A 19,633-nucleotide genomic window follows, 5' to 3' on the forward strand; every position below is an offset into this window, starting at 1 on the left:
AACTGGAGCGGCGAACAAAGCGACGTTATCCAAGATCAAAAGTCTATTACCAAACCCATTAAGTAAAGGGAAGCGTCATAAGGATACGATCGGTCTAAAGAAAGACTTAGATAAAATTGGTTATGGTGGTATTAGGAAAACGAACTATTACGGTTCTTTCACCGAAAAACGCGTAAAGCAGTTCCAGAAGTACTACGGTTTAACGGTAACTGGAGCAGCGAATAAAGCCACGTTATCTAAGATCGAGAGTCTTTTGCCAAATCCATTGAGCAAGGGAAAACGCCATAAAGACACAATCTCGCTTAAAAAGAAATTGAATCAAATCGGTTATGGCGGTATTAAGGTAACGAATTACTATGGATCATTTACCGAAAAACGCATAAAGCAATTTCAACGGGATTATGATCTTCCTGTAACTGGGGTTGCAGATGAAGAAACACTTGCAGCAATTGATAAGGCCATGGAAACGCGAGAGAAAGTTACGTATTCTAAATACGATATTTCGCTGGAGCGTGCACTGGATATTCAAATGAATCAATTGCAGCAAACAGATCAATATAGAAACAAGCCAGCTTATATTTCAGCTAACTATGTCACTATCAGCAATGGTGTTGCCAGAACAACAGCAAACTTGAATGTTCGTGCTTCTTCCAGCACTGGTAGCCATATTTACGGAACGTTACCTAAAGGGTCGGTCGTTCATATTATAAATAAGGGAAGTCAGTGGCATAAAATCAGCTATAATACGTGGAGAAATCCGACACGTGCAGATGTTAAGTTTTATTTGGATCCAACGAATAATGACACCTTTCAACATTTAGATTTAACGGAGAGTGCGCATGTTTCAGCGCGTTCCTTAAATAATGTATTGCGAGGAAAAGGTGTCCTCCAAGGTTTAGGACAAGCATTTATCGATGGAGGTAACCGTCATTCTGTCAATGAAATCTATCTTATTTCCCATGCGCTTCTTGAGACAGGAAATGGATCTTCGAATCTAGCAAATGGAATAAAGGTAGGAAAAAATAATTCTGGTCATCTCGAATTAGTTAATTCAAGCAATAAACATCGCCTAACCAGCATAAAGACAACGTACAATATGTTTGGTATTGGCGCAGCTGACAGTGATCCAAAACGATTAGGAGCGTTTACTGCCTACAAGGAAGGGTGGTTCTCCCCTGAGGCAGCGATAAGAGGCGGTGCCAAATTCATTGGCAGCAGCTATCTTCACAATCAATATTATCAAAATACGCTCTATAAAATGCGCTGGAATCCAGCAAATCCAGGATATCCGCAATATGCGACGGATATTGGATGGGCTGTCAAGCAAGTGACCCAAATTAAGAATATGTACAACAAGCTGGATAATCCATTACTAAAATTTAACATTGTTCGATATTTATAGAAGGCAAGTCTAGTTCCTATAGGGGCTAGACTTGTTTGTGCATCCGTAGATTTTATAATTTCTTGTCGATTCTACTCTATAAATTTGTTATAGTAATATAGATAGAATTATCGTTTAATATTTTGATGAAATTGTTTTTTAATAGATGGAGATAAATGATGAATCATTCTGTAGTTTTTCATAATGTAACAAAGAAATATAAAATGTATAAGGATTCCTCCGATCGATTAAAGGGTGTGTTCGCACCTAACCGATATGGAGAGGATTTTTATGCAGTTAAACATATATCTTTTACCGCTGATCCGGGTGATGTCATTGGTGTGGTGGGAGTTAATGGGGCAGGGAAATCCACGTTATCCAATCTGATTTCCGGTGTCGCACCACCAACGACGGGTGAGATTACTGTCAACGGTCAGGTTTCCATTATAGCCATTGCTTCCGGACTAGATAAGGAATTAACGGGTCGCGATAATATTGAATATAAATGTTTGATGCTCGGCTTTACAAAGAAAGAAATTGAAGCGCTGATGCCTCAAGTGATTGAATTTGCGGATATTGGCAATTTCATTGATCAGCCTGTTAAAAATTATTCCAGCGGGATGAAATCGCGTTTAGGTTTTGCTATATCTGTCAATATCGACCCAGACGTACTTGTTATTGATGAGGCTTTATCTGTTGGAGACCAGACGTTTAAGCAGAAATGCTATGACAAAATGAATGAATTTAAGGAGAAGGGGAAAACGATTTTCTTTGTCAGTCATTCCCTCCAGCAAGTAAGGAAATTTTGTAATAAAGTCTTATGGCTCGAAGCTGGGGAAGTAAGGGCATATGGAAAAAGAATCGAAGTTTTACCTCAGTATCGCAAATTCCTAAAACAATTTAAAGCTCTATCCGATGAGGAAAAGAGGAATTTTAGACAACGTGTGATGGAGAAACGAAGCAAGCTGGAGCAAGAAGAGAATAAGGACGAGAAGGATGCAATACGCGATCCAGTGTTACTGCTCCCCCGTAATAAAGCTTCAAGAGCCGATAATTATAAAAGGAAATTTTCATTTCTCTCTTCCAATGTGTTTATTACGTTGCTCCTGCTCCTTTTTGTGGCAGTAGGTACCGCGATCTATCTTGCTAAACCTTGGGAAGGATTTTTCCAAGAGGAAGCTGCACAATCAGAGGCAGTGATAGAGGAAGAGCCAGAGCCAGAGCCTGTGCAAAAGGAAACAGCTGCGCCTGAAGCGGAGGAAGAACGGGAAGAGAATGAGCAAGAAATTCAATATGTGACCGTTTCCAGTGCACATATTCGTACGGAACCGGACCTTGATAGTGAAGCAAGTGCTTTTACGAATTTCGGTGAAATCTATCAAATAGAAAATAAGGAAGAAGATGAAGGAGAAGCTATTCACTGGTTGAAAATTGCCGGAGTACATGCTGATAAAGAAGGTTGGATTAGCAGTGATCTGCTGGAAGAGATTTCTGGGGAATCTGATGATGCAGCGATTGCGGGTCAAATGCAAGCCACAATCGGTTCACATCCTGTATTAGAAGAAATCTCAGAAGGAAATGAGCCGGAAGAGGTATTTTCCGGAAGTGACGAAGACAAGCAAGAAATCTCCATCCCTGTTCACCATACGGTGCTAAAAGAGGATGTTACGGAACAACTCGGCGAACCACATCTAGAGGATAAAAATAATCTTTTATACCATGGTTCTGTCTATGACTTTCTATTTTCTTTGCGCAATGATCAGGTTGAAGATCTAGTGATTGTAAAGAGATGAGATATGTGAGGAAATACAATGAAATCAGTCATTAAGGTAATTCAAGAACAGATAAACAATATGTATTTAATACGTAAAATGGCCTTATTTGAAATGAAAAGTGCCAATAAAAATAATTACTTAGGGATGGCCTGGGAGCTTATCACACCAGCGATACTTATCATGATTTATTGGCTTGTATTCGGGGTTGGTATCAGGCAAAGAGCAGACGTCCCAGTTGGGGATATGGTGGTTCCATTTTTATACTGGCTTATGGCAGGATATATGGTATGGCTGTTCTTTAGCCAATCCACAACAAATGGGTCTAAGTCGATTTTTTCCCGTTTAAAGATCGTTTCGAAAATGAATTTTCCGATGAGTATTATACCAAATTATGTGATTTGCGCACGATTTATGGTACACGCCGGATTAATCGCCATTATTATTGTTATTTTACAATTCGGAGGCTATCCGATTAATATCTATTATTTGCAAATCCCGTATTTTGCAATTGCTACGTATATTTTCACCTATGCACTTGCATTAATCTTATCGACTTTATCTGCATTGGTTCGGGATGTTCATAAGCTCTTAACGTCAACGATGCGGATTGGAATCTATATATCCCCAATTTTATGGGATGTTTCCAATATTAAACAGGATGGGTCCATCGCAACTGCAATCATTACAGCAATTGTCAGACTTAATCCATTAACGTATTTAATTGATGGGTACCGGGCTGGATTTTTCGGAGTCGGTTGGCATTTTATAGAGGAGCCAGGTGTGACGGCCTATTTTTGGATGGTTACGTTGATTTTGTTTTTAATTGGATCGATGTTGCATGTAAGACTAAGGAAATACTTTATTGATTTCTTGTAAAAAACAAAGTGAAAACGACAATGATATGTCATGAGGGGGTAGAATCTGTTGGAACCTAAGCTAGCAAATTCAAGTCATACCGCAGAATTAGATGCGGACGTTGAGAATCATGCAGGGGAACAACAAAAAGAGGAAAGTTATATCGCGAAGATAAACGACAAGAAAATAAAGGTAGATGGACTTTTGGCAAGTCCGATTCAGCCTCATGAACAGCACGATAACTTGATTCCATTAAAAATAATGCTGAATTGGATAGGATATGGAACGATCGCAATCACACCGAACTTTGGTCCACTTACAAAAGAGCGGGTAAAGGAATTTCAAAAAGATCAAGGCTTACCTATCACCGGAATCATCGATAATTCGACAGTCATCAAGATAAATAAAATATTTCATGTCATGATTAATGATCCGGAAATCAAACTTGCAAGTATTAAAAAGTTAAAAAAAGATTTAAATCGAATTGGATTTAGTGGAATTATGGTTTCTGATAAATTAGGGCCCTATGCAGTAGATCGCATAAAAGAATTTCAGTCATTTTATGAGCTGCCAGTAACAGGACAGGTGAATGTCGACACACTAAAAAAGATTGATGAAATACTGAATAGTCCACTGCGTGAAGGAAAACGGCACAGGGATCTTCCTATCCTAAAAGAGCATTTAAATAACTTAGGATTTGGCAAGGTCAGTATATCGAACAAATTTGGGGGTCGCATGAAACGAAAAGTGAAAAAATTTCAGCGAAAACATGGACTGCCAATCAGTGGAATCATGGATGATGTCACACGATTTAAGTTATATGAGGCTCTTGCTGCTGCTATTAACTATGCAGAGGATAAACATCCAGGGATTAAACGTCTTAAAAATGCCTTAAATCAAATTGGCTTCGGCGGCATCGAAATATCAAGTAAACTGGGAGCGTATACCATTGACCGCATCAAAGAGTTCCAGGCATTCTATGAACTTTCTGTAACAGGTCAGGTAAATGCAGACACGCTGTATAAAATGGATGAAATATTGCTCAGTCCGCTGCAAAATGGTGGACGGCATGAAGACGTGAAGTATTTGAAGGAAAATTTGGTATCGCTTGGGTATGGAAGACTGCCAATTACCAATAAATTTGGCAGCCTGACACAACGGAAGCTTGAACAATTTCAAAGGGATTATGGTTTACCTGTAAGTGGCATCGCGGATAAATATACGTTTAAGAAACTAGACCAAATTGCCAGATACCAAGAAAAATTGACCTATCAGCATTACAATGTAACGTTTGAAGAAGCAATAAAAATGCATATGAAAGATGAAAGCACTGCTCAATTGAAGGAGAAAATCATTGCTATTCGGGATTATAAAGACGTAGAAACTTATTTTGACCCTGCTAATTTATTGAAAGATGACAAGGATAAATTTCAATTACTCGATTTATCCAGACCAAGGGTCGTTACGAATGAGGTACTGCATAATTATTTAAAAGGATTTGATATCCTAAAAGATAAGGAGCAAGCTTTTATTGATGCTGGACGAGAACATGGCATTAATGAAATTCTATTAGTCTCCCATGCAACGTTAGAAGTAGAAAGAGGATCAGCTGGAGCAGCATATGGAATACCGGTTGATCGATCTGGGCATATCACGTATGTCGAAAAAGACAAGGACGGCATCAAAGTAACGGTTCCAGGGGAAACAGCGAAAACAAAGAAGTGGGTTTATAATATTTACGGGATCACGGACGAATCGGATCATTCATTATCCTGCAGAGCTAAGAAGGCATTTGATGAAGGCTGGGATACGCTGGAAAAATCCATTATAGGTGGAGCACCATATATAAAGGGAATGTATTTTGTAAATGGGCAGCGTACTTTATATTCCATGCGCTGGAATCTTGCGAATGTAATTGGAAAAGAAAATGCGAAGTCCCAAAACACGATTGATAAAGATTGGTTTTTCGGACAAATTAAGCGATTATACAACATTTATCGACAACTGGACTCATATATATTATATTTAGAAGTACCAATCTATAAAAAATAATCAATAGGAAAACCCGGATCTATCCCCTGTTGATGGGGAGCCGGAGCGTTTTTTCACGTGAAAGACAAAGACAGGATATTATTCATAGAATGATATACTTTTAGCATAGAAATTGATAGAATAGAGTAGAACCATTAAAATACGATACAGTTACGTTAGCTAGAGGTGTATATATGTGGAATATAAGTGAGTTGGTCATCGCATTTATCATTTCTTGTGCAACAACATTACTTGTTACTCCAGTTATCATTAAATTAGCAAAAAAATGGAATGTCGTTGATAAACCGAATAATCGAAAAATGCATAAAGATTTGAAACCGAGTATGGGTGGACTGGCCATTTTTATTGGTGTCGTAGCGGGATTTCTTTACCTGCAGCCAATGCATCCACAATTAAATGCCATCGTTCTAGGTGCGTGTATCATGCTTATTACCGGAATGCTGGATGACATATTTGAGTTTAAAGCGATCTACAAACTCGCTGGCCAAACTGCAGCTGCAATAGTTGTCGTTTCTTCGGGACTCATTATTGAAAAGCTGACGCTTCCGTTTTTAGGAACCGTGCATTTGGGCTATTTTGGCATTGCGATGACGATCTTTTGGATTGTTGCCGCTGCTAATGCGATTAATCTCATCGATGGTTTAGATGGCCTGGCAGCAGGTGTTTCTGCAATTGGTCTAACGAGTATTCTCGTGATGGGGTTCATCGATCATCGATTACTCGTCGTGTATTTATGTGTTATTCTAGTAGGAAGTTGCTTTGGTTTCCTGTATCACAATTTTTATCCTTCCAAGATTTTTATGGGAGATACCGGGGCGCTTTTTCTAGGGTATTCGATCGCGATTGTTTCTATGCTGGGTTTATTTAAGAACGTTGCTTTCTTTAGTTTTCTCGTACCGCTCATTGTGATCGCGATTCCGATTTTTGATACGATTTTTGCCATTATTCGACGGGCAATTAATAATCAAGGAATTGCAACACCAGATAAGAAACACATTCACTATCAGTTGATCAACATGGGGTATTCTCATCGTGCATCTGTCTTAATTATCTATGTGTTTAGTATATTCTTTGGCGGAATGGCGATTGTATTTAACAGTGCTAGACTACTAACGTCCCTGTTTTTACTTGGCGTGATTATATTAGGTATTCAGCTTATCGCAGAAATTGCCGGAATTACTACCTATAATCGCAAGCCCCTGTTAAATGGAATCCGCAGAATGACAGGAGATAATAGGAAAGTAGAATAAATAGAAAAAGAAAAAGGTTGCTAATCTTAGTTTCATAGATTAGCAACCTTTTTTGTTTTAGTATTGATATTCTTCATCAAGTGAATCATTTGCTGGCGGATCCGGATATTCATTGTATGGCCGTTCATTGGATTGTTCTGGATCCTGGTTTTGATTAGGGTCCTGGTATGGGTCTTGCTCTGGGTTTTGTTCCGGATATTGATTTGGATCCTGGTTCGGGTCTTGCTCTGGACTTTGATTAGGATCTTCTGTGTTCGGATTTGTATCTTCTAGTTCGAGATGTTGTTTTAATTTGCTTTGTGTTTCCGCAAGTGCAGCGTCATCCACTTTCCAGTAATAGGTACCTGAAGGCTGGTAATCCGTGCCCTCCAGCTGCAATGTTTCGATATCTAAGTCATCCTTGCTTGTACCATAGGCGACAAGGCTTTTCATTTCATCAAAAGTCAGATTCGTTTTCATATTGTCCCCAACCGCATCGATCATATTATCGTATTTTAGTACGGAACTGATGGATGTTGCTTTCTTAATAGCAGCCTTGACAATGTCTTGCTGACGCTTTCCGCGTTCAATATCATTGTCTAACTTTCTGGTTCGAGCTAATGCGAGTGCTTCTTCACCGTTCAGTGTTTGCAACCCTTTCTTCAGGTGAATGGAGTCTCGCTTGTCTTTGGAATTCGATTCTTTGAATTCGTACGGAACTTCGACTTCAATTCCGTTTAATGAGTCCACCACTTCAACAAAAGCTTCGAAATTCACTTTGACATAATAGTCAACGGGTACATCGAGCAGACTTTCAACAGCGTTCATCGTTGCCTTTGAGCCACCGAAGGCATGTGCATGGTTAATTTTAGTCTCATAGCCGACTTCTGGGAGGTAAACCAATGTATCCCGCGGTATGCTGACGATTTTTACACTTTTTTCATCTTTATTTAATGTGGCCAGCATCAATGTATCGGTTCGTGCACTGCCAGCATTGTCTCTTTTCTTATTTTCATCCACTCCCATGAGGAGAATGGAGACGTTATCGAATTTTGGATCGACGATTGTTTCCCGAAGATCAGATTTTTCTCTTCCATTGTCTTCATAGGAACCGGAGAGAGCAGAATCTGCTTTGACGTAAAGATAAGTTGCATAGCTCGCAACGGAAAGAAAGGCTAAAATCAAAATCAAGGTAAAAACTCGCCCTTTACGTAATTTCTTTTTCGGTTTATTTCGCGTCACCCGAGTTTGAGGATTGTCGTTCCTTTTCATACTTAAAACTCCTTAAAATTAGTTGATTCCTTAATCTATATGAATCCAAAAAAAATTTGTCGAACTTGCATTGGGAATAAAGTCGAATATTAAACAGTACACCCGAAAAATATTACGACCATCTTTCATTTTACTATGAACTGCGTGATAAGTACATTAAAAAATTATTACAATTTTGTAAGTAATTATTGTAATCTAAGGAAAAAAATGCAGGAATAATTTTTGTGAAGTGGAAAATACTATCTGTGATTTAGTAGAAATTACCTGAACTCGTGCAGATTCTCATCGTGGAAAAAGAAAACCGTGGTGAAAATCGTCGCTGATTTTAGCGATCCCTGACTCGGTGCAGATCCTGTTTAATCTTTGTCGTGGATACACCAATGGTTCTTGGTAAATAAATAACTTCACAATAATCTTTTAAAAAGTCAAATTTCCCTTTCCAGTCATCTCCCATGACGAAGATATCGATGTGATGTTTGATGACATCATCCATTTTTTGGTCCCATGTTACCTCAGGAATCACTTGATCAACGTAGCGAATCGATTCAAGAATTATTTTGCGATTTTCGAATGTATGATAGGCTCTTTTGTTTTTTAATGTATTAAATTTATCCGTAGATAGCCCAACGATTAAGTAATCGCCCATTTCTTTGGCACGGCGCAGCAAATTAATATGCCCACTATGAATTAGATCAAATGTTCCATAGGTGATTACCTTAATCATCGTTTTCTCCTCCATCTACTATATACTATTAGAATAACCAATAACCTATAACATATGTTTTTAAAAAAATAATAATTTATAATTATATAATACATGCTGTCAAAATTGAAGTAAAGTACATGACGGAATTGTAAGATAATTGATTTAGGAAAGGATTGGATGGAGGAAAGTAGACGTGCAGCGTTCGTGGGACCGAGGGGCTGTGTGGCCGTGTGTATCAACTGGAAATGTGCGAATATCGCCTGGAGTGGGAGGGAATCAACCGGAGGGGCGGAAATATCGTCCGGAACGTGAGTGTATCAACCGGAGGAGCGGAAATATCGTCCGGAGTGAGAGTGTATCAACCGGAGCAGCGGAAATATCGTCCGGAGTGAGAGTATATCAACCAGAGCAGCGGAAGTATCGTCCGGAACGTGAGTATATCAACCGGAGGATCGGAAGTATCGCCCGGAACGTGAGAGTATCAACCGGAGGAGTGGAAGTATCGTCCGGAGTGAGAGTATATCCACCGGAGGAGTGGAAGTATCGCCTGTAACGTGAGAGTATCAACCGGAGGAGTGGAAGTATCGCCTGTAACGTGAGAGTATCCACCGGAGGAGCGGAAGTATCGTCCGGAGTGAGAGTATATCCACCGGAGGAGTGGAAGTATCGCCTGTAACGTGAGTATATCCACCGGAGGAGCGGAAGTATTGACCGGAACGTGAGTATATCAACCGGAGGGGCGGAAATATCGTCCGGATTGGGAGTAGGATTTTATCAAGAGTAAACTACTAAAAATCCATTTACATCAATACACAATGTAATTGTTAGATGACAATTGGTTACAGTGAATAAGAATGCACCACAAATAAAAAACTAAATCCTCTTATATTTTATCGAGGAATTAGGCTTTTGATCTGCAACAATCGCTTCCGATTGCCGTAGACAGGCGATTGATAGTAGTAAGCTTTTATTTGCTAATAAATCATAACGCCTTCAATTAACAGTAACTGTTTCTTCTTATCCGTTCCCCCGGCATAGCCAGTCAGTTTTTTATTTTTCCCTATTACACGATGACAAGGAATAAGTATAGGCAGTGGATTAATAGCGTTAGCATGGCCAACTGCACGAGTCGCTTTAGGTTTCCCAATAAAAGTAGCTATTTCAGAATAAGATCGTATTTCTCCATAGGGAATGCTTCTTAATGCTGCCCATGTTTGCTTTTGGAATGGTGTCCCTGTTAGTTCAAACGGGACATCAATTTGTTTGCGATCCCCATGAATATACTCCTGAAATTGTTGACAAATAGGGTTTCCAATCTCGTGATTTCGTTTTATCTTGTGCTTAGTAACCAAAGCATGCCAACGGTCATCGTTCAGTAAGACTTGTTCGAGTAAACCATCCTCTTTGAAAACAAATCGCAAACAACCGATGATTGTATTGCATTCATCATAAAAGATCATATCCGTATCTCCTTCGGTTTAGTTTTAGTGAATATTGATCAGAATAGGAAAATTATTGATGGTTAGCTGTCATGTTGACCCGAAATTGATATGGTGAAAGTCCAGTATTCCGTTTGAATGCGTTATAAAAGCTGGATATACTTTGATATCCGATCTGATAACCAACTTCAGTGCTGTTTAAGGTGGTTGTTAAAAGAAGCTCCTTGGCCTTATTAATTCTGACCTTTTCCAGATGCAAGCGTGGTGTATACCCGGTTCGTTCTTTAAAAAGGCGATTTAAATGAAAACCGCTAATTCCCACTACGGTTGCTAGTTCATCCAAAAGTATAGTTTGCCCATAATTATCTTCGATGAACTCCATCGTTTCTTTTACAACTAATTTGAATGGGTCATAAGTAGTCACTGATTTCAAATCGGGTCGACACCTCTTACAAGGACGATATCCTGCCTTTTGCGCCTCCGTTGCATTAGAAAAAAAGGATACATTATCACTATTTGGAACCCTTGATTTGCAAGACGGTCGGCAAAAAATACCTGTTGTTTTTACCGCATAAAAAAATATCCCATCATAAGCTGAATCACATAATACTGTTGCTTTCCACATAATGTCTTTAGAAATATTATTGATATCTTTATTCTTCATCAGATTTCACCTTTTCTTTGTAGGCAAAAATGTTCTTATCCAAAACCATATAAATTACATATAAGACCATGATAATAATCGGGACAAATATATATAACTGGAAAAAAGGAATTACCAACAAACATGAAATAAAAGCGATTAATGATGCCCACCATGGTAGTGTGCTCCTCTTAAACAACTTCACCCCTGCTGCCATTGATATTATATAGACTAAAATTCCGAGGGACGTTGGGATAAACAAAATATCATCGAACGCCAAAGATAAACCATTTACTATTAAAACCCCTGCTACTGAAAAGCAGATTATAAACAATACCATCCTTCTCGGAATTTGGGTTGTTGTATGTAGCTTTGAAAGGTTTTTGGGAAAAGCCCCATCTCTGCTTAATGAATATCCTAATTGCGTGAGACTGGCCACAAATGCATTCGAAGTTCCAGTGCAAATGATTAAGGCTAAAATAGCTGTTACATATTTAGCGCCGACACCTACTGCATCCCCCATTATAATTCCGATAGGAGATAGATTGCTTTCCTCACTACCATACGTGCCTGTACCAATGGTGACCAAACTTAATGCCAAAAATAGTACGCCAATTATTACCGCGCTAATAATAGACCCTTTGACAATATCTTTGTCCGGTTTCCTAAAATTATTGGCTAAATTACAGATAGCCTCCCAACCGAAAAATGCCCAAAATATAACTGTTACAGTACTTCCAATGGAAAACCATCCATTTGGAACAAGCGGTGTAAAATTCCCCCATTGTATGTTAGGTAATGACACAAATACTGCTGACAGTAAAAGTACAAGTAGCATAGCACTTAAAATCAATGCGACTTTACCACTGACTTTTACACCATAATAGTTTGAAACACCCGCGGTCACCAAAATCAATACGGCAATTGTAGTTGTTATAAAAGGTGATAATTCAAACGCATCACCAACATAAAAAGCACCAGTCATGGATACAATTGTCTGTCCAACAGCTGCGGTTACAAAATAAAACCATCCAACAATATTACCAAGATGATATCCAAAAGATTTTCTAACAAAAGTTGCTGCACCGCCGACATCTGGATATTTCCCAGCCAAGCTTGCAAAAGAGTAGGCAAGTGGAAAACTAATTAAAATAACGATAAGCCATGACAAAATCGATGCTGGACCCGCCATCGATGCCGTTACACCTGATAAAAAGAGGACGCCTGACCCTAAAATGGCTGCTATATATAATGCAATTCCCTGAAGTAATCCAATGGATTTATTGTTCATAATTTCACTCCCTTTTCAGTATTCAGCATACTAAAAAGGGGCGATCAATTCTTTTTGATTCTTGCGGTTTAATTCGTTAATGAAATGATCAGAAAACATTTTCACAATAGCTTTTATACCACTGAATGGCCCGATCGTTCAAAATCGATCTCGTAATTATACTTCTTAAGTTTATTTTAACACATACCCTAACGAGAACACTCTTCTAAAAGTATTGTTTTTACGGGTGCAAGAACTCGAAAATGAATGGGAAGGTGGCCATATCCAAAACTGGGCGATGGTGATGAACCAGCTGCTCGTTCATGACCGCTTGAAAGATCGTGTGTTAAAGTATTTAGAGCAACTTACACACTTTAGTTGACAAGCCCTAAATTTTTTATCTAGCAGTATGTATAACGGATATGGTTTTTCTTCCACAATTACTTTTTGGACTGTCATCTCTCCACCCTCTTTTAATATCAACCGGAGGAGCGGAAATATCGACCGGAACGTGAGTATATCCACCGGAGCAGCGGAAGTATCATCCGGAACGTGAGTATATCCACCGGAGCAGTGGAAGTATCGCCCGGAACGTGAGTATATCAACCGGAGGAGCGGAAGTATCGCCTGGAACGTGAGAGTATCAACCAGAGTAGTAGAAATATCGACCGATCCTGTTAATCCGGTACATCGGAAATAGGCTCAATCAAAAAGAGCAATCTTTTCCACATCGAAAAGATTGCCTTCGTTGGTACGGTTTTTAGCTTGTGATAAGGTTTTTGTTTTCGTAAACGGACTGGCCGTTGATAAAAGTTGCTTGGATGGTGATGTCTTTTATTTCATCCGGATGTACAGTTGTAGGATCTGCTTCGAGTATGGTGAAGTCAGCTTGTTTTCCTATTTCAATACTGCCGGTGTGTTCTTCTTCAAAGTTCAATGCAGCACCATAGATTGTCATTGCTTTTAATGCGGTGACAACATCAATTCGCTGCTCAGGTCCGAGTAATTTTCCGTTTCTTGTTGTGCGATTGACTGCGGACCAGACGGAAAATAATGGGGATATTGGTGTAACAGGGCAATCGGAGTGCAGGGTGAATAATAAATTATGCTGAGCAGCTTCTGCTAAAGGGCTGATGCGCCGTGCGCGCTCTGGTCCTAAGAAAATTTGCTCGTGTCTGTCTCCCCAGTAATAGACGTGATTGATGAAAAATGAACCAGCTACTTGGAGTTTAGCCATTTTCTTCAAGTCTTCTGGTTGACCGGTTTGGACATGCTCAATCCGGTGTCTGTGATCACGCATCGGAAACTTTTCTAACGCATATTCATATGCAGCGAGAATGGAACCAATGGCACGGTCACCGTTTCCGTGCGTGGTGACGCGAAATCCTCTACGGTGCAAATCGAGCACTTCTTCTTGAAAAGATTCTTGTTCATGGATCAAATCGCCGTCAATGTCAGGGTGCTGATAATAGGGTTCTCTTAATGCGCCGGTTAAGCCTTGAATGGAGCCATCTTGAAACATTTTTGCACTGTCAAGGCGGGCATTTCCATTGGATTGTTCGCTGATCATACGATCTAATTGTGCGGCGGTATAATTGCCGAAAGGACCTTCTTGCCTTAGCAGGTCATTGCTGATCATTAACCTTGCGCGCATAGGGTTAGCACCGGTTTGAGCTGCTCTGAGATGTACTTCTAATTCATCAAGACTACTTACTTTCGCATCTGAATTCGTTGTGATTCCTTGGGCAACATATTCGTTGGATACGTTTTTCAAATCCGCTGTCATTTGTTCAACTGTTTTTTGCGGGAGTACATTGTAAACAGGTTCCATCGCTCCGGGTTCATAAAGCACGCCATTTAAGCTTCCTTTCTGATCCCTGCCAAAATGTCCGCCGGATACGGGATCAGGTGCTTTGTCATCTAACCCGGCATATTGTAAAGCAAGTGAGTTGACTGCTGCTAAGTGACCGGATATATGACTGATCATAACGGGATGATTCGGGGATACTGCATCTAAGTCATCGCGTGTAATATGCCGTTTTTCATCAATCAGGGTATCATCAAATCCGTAGCCCCGGATCCATTCTCCGGCTGGTGTTTCTTCTGTTTTTTGACCAATTGCTTCGGTGATATTTGCGATGGATTCGTTAGGGGGCGTGCTACAATTGACCTGATCACGCAGGAGTCCGTACATTAAAATATGGTTGTGCGTATCGATGAAACTGGGCATTAAGGTTGCCCCTTTTAAATCAATCACCTTTGTTTGCTCGGTGGTATGTAAAACATTGCTTGGTGGTTCCGGTTCATTCCATATACCGAAAATTTTCCCGTTTGAAACTGCCACAGATGTGGCCCGGCTGTTATTTTTGTCTAGTGTTAATACATTTGCATTGGTGAATAATACATCAATTTTCGTCATTATAAAACCTTCCTTCTGTTGTTTAATAAGCTTTCTTCTTCGTCTACAGGATCCTTCTCTTCTTTCATGGAAAAGTAGTAAGCTGTCACTTGTTCGTCAGCTGAATGGCTCGTACGGAGACTGACGATAACAAGGATTAAAAAGGAAACGATTAGTCCGGGAAGAATTTCATGTATTCCAAATGGCTTTCCTAAAAGATTCCAGATCACAGCTAAAATGAAGGAACCGATAACACTTGAAATAACACCTGTTTTTGTTGCTTTCCTCCAAAACATAGCTGCAAGAACGGGCATGACCATCGTTATGGCAGAAAGAGACAAGGCAATCGAATAGATCGCAATGACGTCTGTGATTAGAAGGGCGATTAATAAGCCGCCAAGCGCCATACCTGCGACGGAAAGTCGTGATACTTTCAATACTTTTTCACTGCTTGCGTCCGGTGCAATCCATCCTTGATAAATATCTTTTGACATATTCATTGCACCACTTAATAAAAATGACGTAGCTCCTGTTAATACAGCAGCAAAAAGGGATACCATAAAGAATCCGCCAATAGCAGGAGGGAAAACAGCCTCAAGAAATTCCGTATATACAAGATCCGGGTCTGTATTTAATGGGATGGCTTGCCGTGCGATGATGCCAATGCCAATGGCAAATACGCCAACAAGGAGTGTTAAAATAAATCCTGTCGAGACCGCGCGCACCGCTATTTTTTCTGTTTTAGCAGCTGAGATGCGCTGCCATGATGTTTGCCATACTAAGTAGAATGGTCCAAATATGAGCATGTAGTTCAGCATTTCTGTCGTATTCATTGCGGATAGACGAAAAAATTCTGCTGGTGTATTTTCGATGACTGTATCTACGCCACCAACATAACGAAGTCCCATCACAAACATAATGATGAGCCCTGCAAGAATTAACACGGATTGCACAGCATCCGTCCAAGCAACACTTGGAAGTCCGCCTAATAACGTAAAGGCGACAGATATGACAAAGCCAAGCAGCATTGCTGCAGGGAGAGGAATATCGACAATCGTCGTTAAAATAGCCCCCATGCCAACAATTTGCATACCAAAAGTTGGTGTCATATAAAGGACACTAATAATAAGTGACGGTATAATCCCAGCTGCTTTTCCAAACCGGCGGACAAATAAATCCGGCAATGTGTACAATTTAAGCTTTCGTATCGTGGCCCCAAGAAGTACAGCAACGAGGATGGAGAAAAAAACAGTGGGAACACTTGTTATCATCCAGGATATGCCGATATGAAATCCCTTACCGGAAGCACCAATAACTGCCGCAGAACCTAGTGCAGTTGCAATAATACTTCCGCAAATAGGAAAGAACCCCAGACTGAAATTAGCCATCGTATAATCATCTGCCGTCTCTATCTTCCGGGAATAATACAGACCAACACCTAAAATAGCGACTAAAAATACGACGATCCAAGCAATATACCAATTCAATTGTTTCACACCTTTCCAAACGGATTCGACATAACATCTCGTGAAGACTCCATTTATTACAAAAACGGACTATTCAGATAAAACGGTATTTTTTATTTTAAAGGATGCATCTTTAGCAATACAACATGATCATAATGTTCGTACCAGTGGGGAATGTGGGGGTTTTAGCCATAAAAAAGACCTTCAAACGCGATGTTTGAAAGGTCTAGTTATGTTTGCGTGATAGTTTAATTTTAAATGAATACATGTCTGCCCGGTAAAAAGCATGTTCAAATTCTACAAATTTACCATGGACATCGACTAGTTTACGGTTAGCGATCAACATGCTTTCACCGGGGGAAATACCTAATAAGGATGCATCTTCCTTCGTTGCATTCCCTGCTTTAATGATCTGATCCGCTTCAAAGGTATGAATTCCAAGCTGCAGCTCAAGCAAGTCATATAATGTAACCTTATTTAAATCATAGGTACGGATCTTTTTCCCTAAATGAATAGGATAATAATGGTTTTCAATCCCCATTGGTGTTTGATCTGCGTAGCGAACTCGTTTAAAATGAAACGCTTTCGTTATTCCGGTGATTTTTTTAAGAGGCGCGGGCAATTCGACAACTTCTGACTGAATTAGCTTTGCACCAGGTTCCATTCCCATTCTTTGAATCGTCTCACTGGTACTGCTTAAATTTCCAAGCCAATCCTCTATCGGCTTCATCGAAATAAAAGTTCCTCTTCCGGGTCTTTTATCAAGCACGCCTTCGCTTACTAATTCCGTTATTGCTTGTCTGACGGTGCTCCTGCTTACATAAAATTCATCCATAATTTCTCGCTCACTCGGAATCTTTTCGATGTAGCTGCCATCTAAAATGTTCTGTTCAATTCTTTGTTTCAATTGGACATAAAGAGGGATTGAATTATTATAGTCTAGTGCCATACTTAGCCACCTTGTGGTTAAAGTTTATATTATTTTCAATTGTAAGAATACCATACATGTGAACGGAAGGCGAGGGTGGCATATGCTGTGGATTGCTCTTTGAAAAAAACAGAATAATTTGCAGGTTGTTTTCGTATAATGAAATGGGGCTTAAAAGCATGAAAACAAGGACATAAGTCTCATTGCGAGATGGAGGTTTTTGTCGTAAAATAGCATACATAAAAACCGTTATAGGAATATTTTTCCTATTTTGTTAATGGCGGTGTAAAAAAGATATCACATCTTTTTTACTATAGGAGTAGATGGGGGGGGAAAGAAGTGGAGAAATTTATCAAGTTTGACAAAATGATTACACCGACAATTATTAAAATTGTTTTTTGGATTGGTGTTGCTTTGTCTCTTATTGGTGCGATCGCTTCGATTGTACAAGGAATGTCCTATTACGGCCATCCGAGTCAAATCCTTTTAGGGTTGGTTATGATTGTTCTCGGTCCGCTTTTGGTGCGAATTTATTGTGAACTCTTAATTATCATGTTTAAAATGTATGAGACTTTAATAGAAGTAAAAACGCTATTATCCAATAAAAATCTTTCCAATGACATGAATGATACAACGAGTAATGAATAAGGACAGCCAGGTTTTGAGCGATAGCATACATAATATATGACATTTCCTTTTGTGAACGGAAGGGATAAAAAGCAATGATACTTTTTTTATGATAGTGATAGACAATTAGTTGGGAGGGATAGGGTAATGGAAGAAAAATTCAAGAATTTTGTCAAATTCGATAAAATGATTACACCGACAATCATTAAAATTGTTTTTTGGATTGGTGTTGCTTTCGTCGTTATTGGTTCCGTATTTACGATTGCAGAAGGCATGTCCTATTATGGTGACCCTGTAAATATTTTCATGGGGCTGCTTATGCTCGTTGTTGGCCCACTTTTTGTCCGAATTTATTGTGAACTCTTAATTATCATGTTTAAAATGTATCAGACCTTAACAGAAGTAAAAACGCTATTATCCAATAAAAATCATTCCAATGACATGAATGATACAACGAGTAATGAATAAGAATGGACCGGAAGCCCGCTTATCGGAAGAAGGATAAGCGGGTTTTTGGTTTGAAAGTAGGAAAAGGATACTTTGTTAAACAATAAAAGATGAACTCGAGCAATCTTGCAAGGAAGTCGAGCAATAAAGTGCTGCACACGCGCAATAAGGAATAGAATGCGAGCGATATTGGATGAAGCTCGCGCAATAAATTAAAAACTCGCGCGACTAAGAGCCAAACTCGAGCAACACCCTTGCTCTGTAACAGGGGACAGGCTCCCTTGTAGATTTTCCATCCACTCCCACTTGCGAACATTTGTTCTTTGTTCTATAATGGGAACAAATGATCGAAAAGGTGGTCCTGCTAATGCATTTTATCCTTCATCGTTCCTTGCAGCGCAAAGAAAAAATTAGGATCTTTTATATGGATCGTAGTAATCGTCTGACAGAGCGTTGCATTCGAGTGATACGTATAAATGAAGATTCGATTGTTGCTTATTGTTATTGGCGCAAAAAGGTAAGAACATTTAAACGGGATTATATTCTATCTGCGGGACGGCCAAAACACCATAGAGGAGTTGGAGCATAAATGAGTTTAAAAGACCGAGGGACAAAAAAATGGACTTCTTTGATGCTGCCCGAGCACGTGGAGATGCTGAAAGAGGTGTTCAGGCAGGATGAATACAAGGAGAAGCCAATTTTAGATGAACAGCAAAAGGTAGAAATGGATACCATGTTGCAATGTGCACTGCACAATGACTTAACGGTAGAAATCACTTATTTTGCTGATCATGATTATAAAAAAGTAGAAGGGAAGTTATTAATGATTGACGTGCTTAATAATCGCTTGGCATTGGAAGATGAAATTGAGATAAAAATAAGTGATGTGATCGGTGTAAACGTGTTGTGACCCCTTTTTGATTTCAGGGGGATTTTTCGCAAATCGACGGATGATCCCTGAATAATGAGAGCTGCAGAAGCCGTTATTCGGGGATTTTTATATGTGCAGAATCATTGCTGATAAGGATAAAACTGGCATCCGGCGCCGACCGACTGGAGGGACCAACCATCGAAGAAGCAGAGGAGCGCGCGGATGTATCAACCGGAGCGTGGTGATATCAACTGGAAAGGGGATGAAATCGACC

18 protein-coding genes are annotated in these 19,633 nt (G+C 39.6%); 10 read left to right on the forward strand and 8 right to left on the reverse strand.

The window, feature by feature from the left end; translation table 11 throughout:
- The 5 genes from GZ63_RS0104960 to GZ63_RS0104980 all read left to right on the forward strand — a co-directional run.
- On the forward strand, positions 1-1,402 hold a 1,402-nt coding region (locus GZ63_RS0104960), incomplete at its 5' end, for a peptidoglycan-binding protein (protein ID WP_029267460.1).
- A 158-nt stretch (positions 1,403-1,560) separates the two neighbouring features.
- A complete protein-coding gene (gene tagH, locus GZ63_RS0104965; RefSeq protein ID WP_029267462.1) occupies positions 1,561-3,174 on the forward strand; it encodes a teichoic acids export ABC transporter ATP-binding subunit TagH in 1,614 nt (537 codons plus the stop codon).
- An 18-nt stretch (positions 3,175-3,192) separates the two neighbouring features.
- Positions 3,193-4,032 (forward strand): ABC transporter permease, encoded by an 840-nt coding sequence (locus GZ63_RS0104970; protein ID WP_029267464.1) that lies wholly within the window; start codon positions 3,193-3,195, stop codon positions 4,030-4,032.
- A gap of 48 nt (positions 4,033-4,080) precedes the next feature.
- Positions 4,081-6,063, forward strand: a complete 1,983-nt coding sequence (locus tag GZ63_RS0104975; protein WP_029267466.1) for a peptidoglycan-binding protein — start codon at positions 4,081-4,083, stop codon at positions 6,061-6,063.
- A gap of 173 nt (positions 6,064-6,236) precedes the next feature.
- Positions 6,237-7,313: a glycosyltransferase family 4 protein gene (locus GZ63_RS0104980; protein WP_029267468.1), complete on the forward strand. Its 1,077-nt coding sequence runs from the start codon at positions 6,237-6,239 to the stop codon at positions 7,311-7,313.
- A gap of 57 nt (positions 7,314-7,370) precedes the next feature.
- Here the strand turns inward: GZ63_RS0104980 and GZ63_RS0104985 are convergent, their stop codons facing one another.
- Positions 7,371-8,564 carry an LCP family glycopolymer transferase gene (locus GZ63_RS0104985; protein WP_084179021.1) on the reverse strand — a complete coding sequence of 398 codons (1,194 nt, stop codon included), beginning with the start codon at positions 8,562-8,564 and terminating at the stop codon, positions 7,371-7,373.
- Between the two features lie 325 nt (positions 8,565-8,889).
- A complete protein-coding gene (gene tagD / locus GZ63_RS0104990; RefSeq protein ID WP_029267472.1) occupies positions 8,890-9,288 on the reverse strand; it encodes a glycerol-3-phosphate cytidylyltransferase in 399 nt (132 codons plus the stop codon).
- 175 nt (positions 9,289-9,463) lie between these two features.
- On the opposite strand from tagD, the gene GZ63_RS0104995 reads away from it, so the two are divergent.
- Complete coding sequence (locus tag GZ63_RS0104995) at positions 9,464-9,823, forward strand: hypothetical protein (protein WP_029267474.1); 360 nt, start codon at positions 9,464-9,466, stop codon at positions 9,821-9,823.
- A 421-nt stretch (positions 9,824-10,244) separates the two neighbouring features.
- Here GZ63_RS0104995 and GZ63_RS16385 read toward each other — a convergent pair whose 3' ends face one another.
- The 6 genes from GZ63_RS16385 to GZ63_RS0105025 form a co-directional block, all read right to left on the reverse strand.
- On the reverse strand, positions 10,245-10,730 hold the full coding sequence (locus GZ63_RS16385) for a methylated-DNA--[protein]-cysteine S-methyltransferase (protein WP_038220957.1): 486 nt from the start codon (positions 10,728-10,730) through the stop codon (positions 10,245-10,247).
- Positions 10,731-10,782: 52 nt separating this feature from the next.
- The gene (locus GZ63_RS0105005; RefSeq protein WP_029267478.1) at positions 10,783-11,334 is read right to left on the reverse strand and encodes a bifunctional transcriptional activator/DNA repair enzyme AdaA; all 552 of its coding nucleotides are present in this window, start codon (positions 11,332-11,334) and stop codon (positions 10,783-10,785) included.
- A 28-nt stretch (positions 11,335-11,362) separates the two neighbouring features.
- On the reverse strand, positions 11,363-12,643 hold the full coding sequence (locus GZ63_RS0105010; RefSeq protein ID WP_029267480.1) for an APC family permease: 1,281 nt from the start codon (positions 12,641-12,643) through the stop codon (positions 11,363-11,365).
- Between the two features lie 739 nt (positions 12,644-13,382).
- On the reverse strand, positions 13,383-15,041 hold the full coding sequence (locus tag GZ63_RS0105015; RefSeq protein WP_029267481.1) for an amidohydrolase: 1,659 nt from the start codon (positions 15,039-15,041) through the stop codon (positions 13,383-13,385).
- Positions 15,041-16,507: a sodium:solute symporter family protein gene (locus GZ63_RS0105020; RefSeq protein WP_051681392.1), complete on the reverse strand. Its 1,467-nt coding sequence runs from the start codon at positions 16,505-16,507 to the stop codon at positions 15,041-15,043. The genes GZ63_RS0105015 and GZ63_RS0105020 overlap by 1 nt, the downstream gene beginning before the upstream one ends.
- 205 nt (positions 16,508-16,712) lie before the next feature.
- Complete coding sequence (locus tag GZ63_RS0105025) at positions 16,713-17,435, reverse strand: GntR family transcriptional regulator (RefSeq protein ID WP_029267485.1); 723 nt, start codon at positions 17,433-17,435, stop codon at positions 16,713-16,715.
- Between the two features lie 318 nt (positions 17,436-17,753).
- Here GZ63_RS0105025 and GZ63_RS0105030 point away from each other — a divergent pair, with 318 nt between their 5' ends.
- The 4 genes from GZ63_RS0105030 (at position 17,754) to GZ63_RS0105045 (ending at position 19,398) form a co-directional block, all read left to right on the forward strand.
- The gene (locus GZ63_RS0105030; protein ID WP_051681393.1) at positions 17,754-18,062 is read left to right on the forward strand and encodes a DUF4282 domain-containing protein; all 309 of its coding nucleotides are present in this window, start codon (positions 17,754-17,756) and stop codon (positions 18,060-18,062) included.
- A gap of 126 nt (positions 18,063-18,188) precedes the next feature.
- Positions 18,189-18,509, forward strand: a complete 321-nt coding sequence (locus tag GZ63_RS0105035; RefSeq protein ID WP_051681394.1) for a DUF4282 domain-containing protein — start codon at positions 18,189-18,191, stop codon at positions 18,507-18,509.
- Positions 18,510-18,855: 346 nt separating this feature from the next.
- Positions 18,856-19,077: a hypothetical protein gene (locus tag GZ63_RS0105040; protein WP_029267491.1), complete on the forward strand. Its 222-nt coding sequence runs from the start codon at positions 18,856-18,858 to the stop codon at positions 19,075-19,077.
- Positions 19,078-19,398, forward strand: coding sequence for a YolD-like family protein (locus tag GZ63_RS0105045; protein WP_051681395.1), 321 nt, complete (start codon positions 19,078-19,080; stop codon positions 19,396-19,398).
- The last annotated feature ends 235 nt before the right edge of the window (positions 19,399-19,633 follow it).

Origin of the sequence: Virgibacillus alimentarius (assembly GCF_000709085.1) — a bacterium.
Lineage (GTDB): Bacteria > Bacillota > Bacilli > Bacillales > Amphibacillaceae > Virgibacillus_B > Virgibacillus_B alimentarius.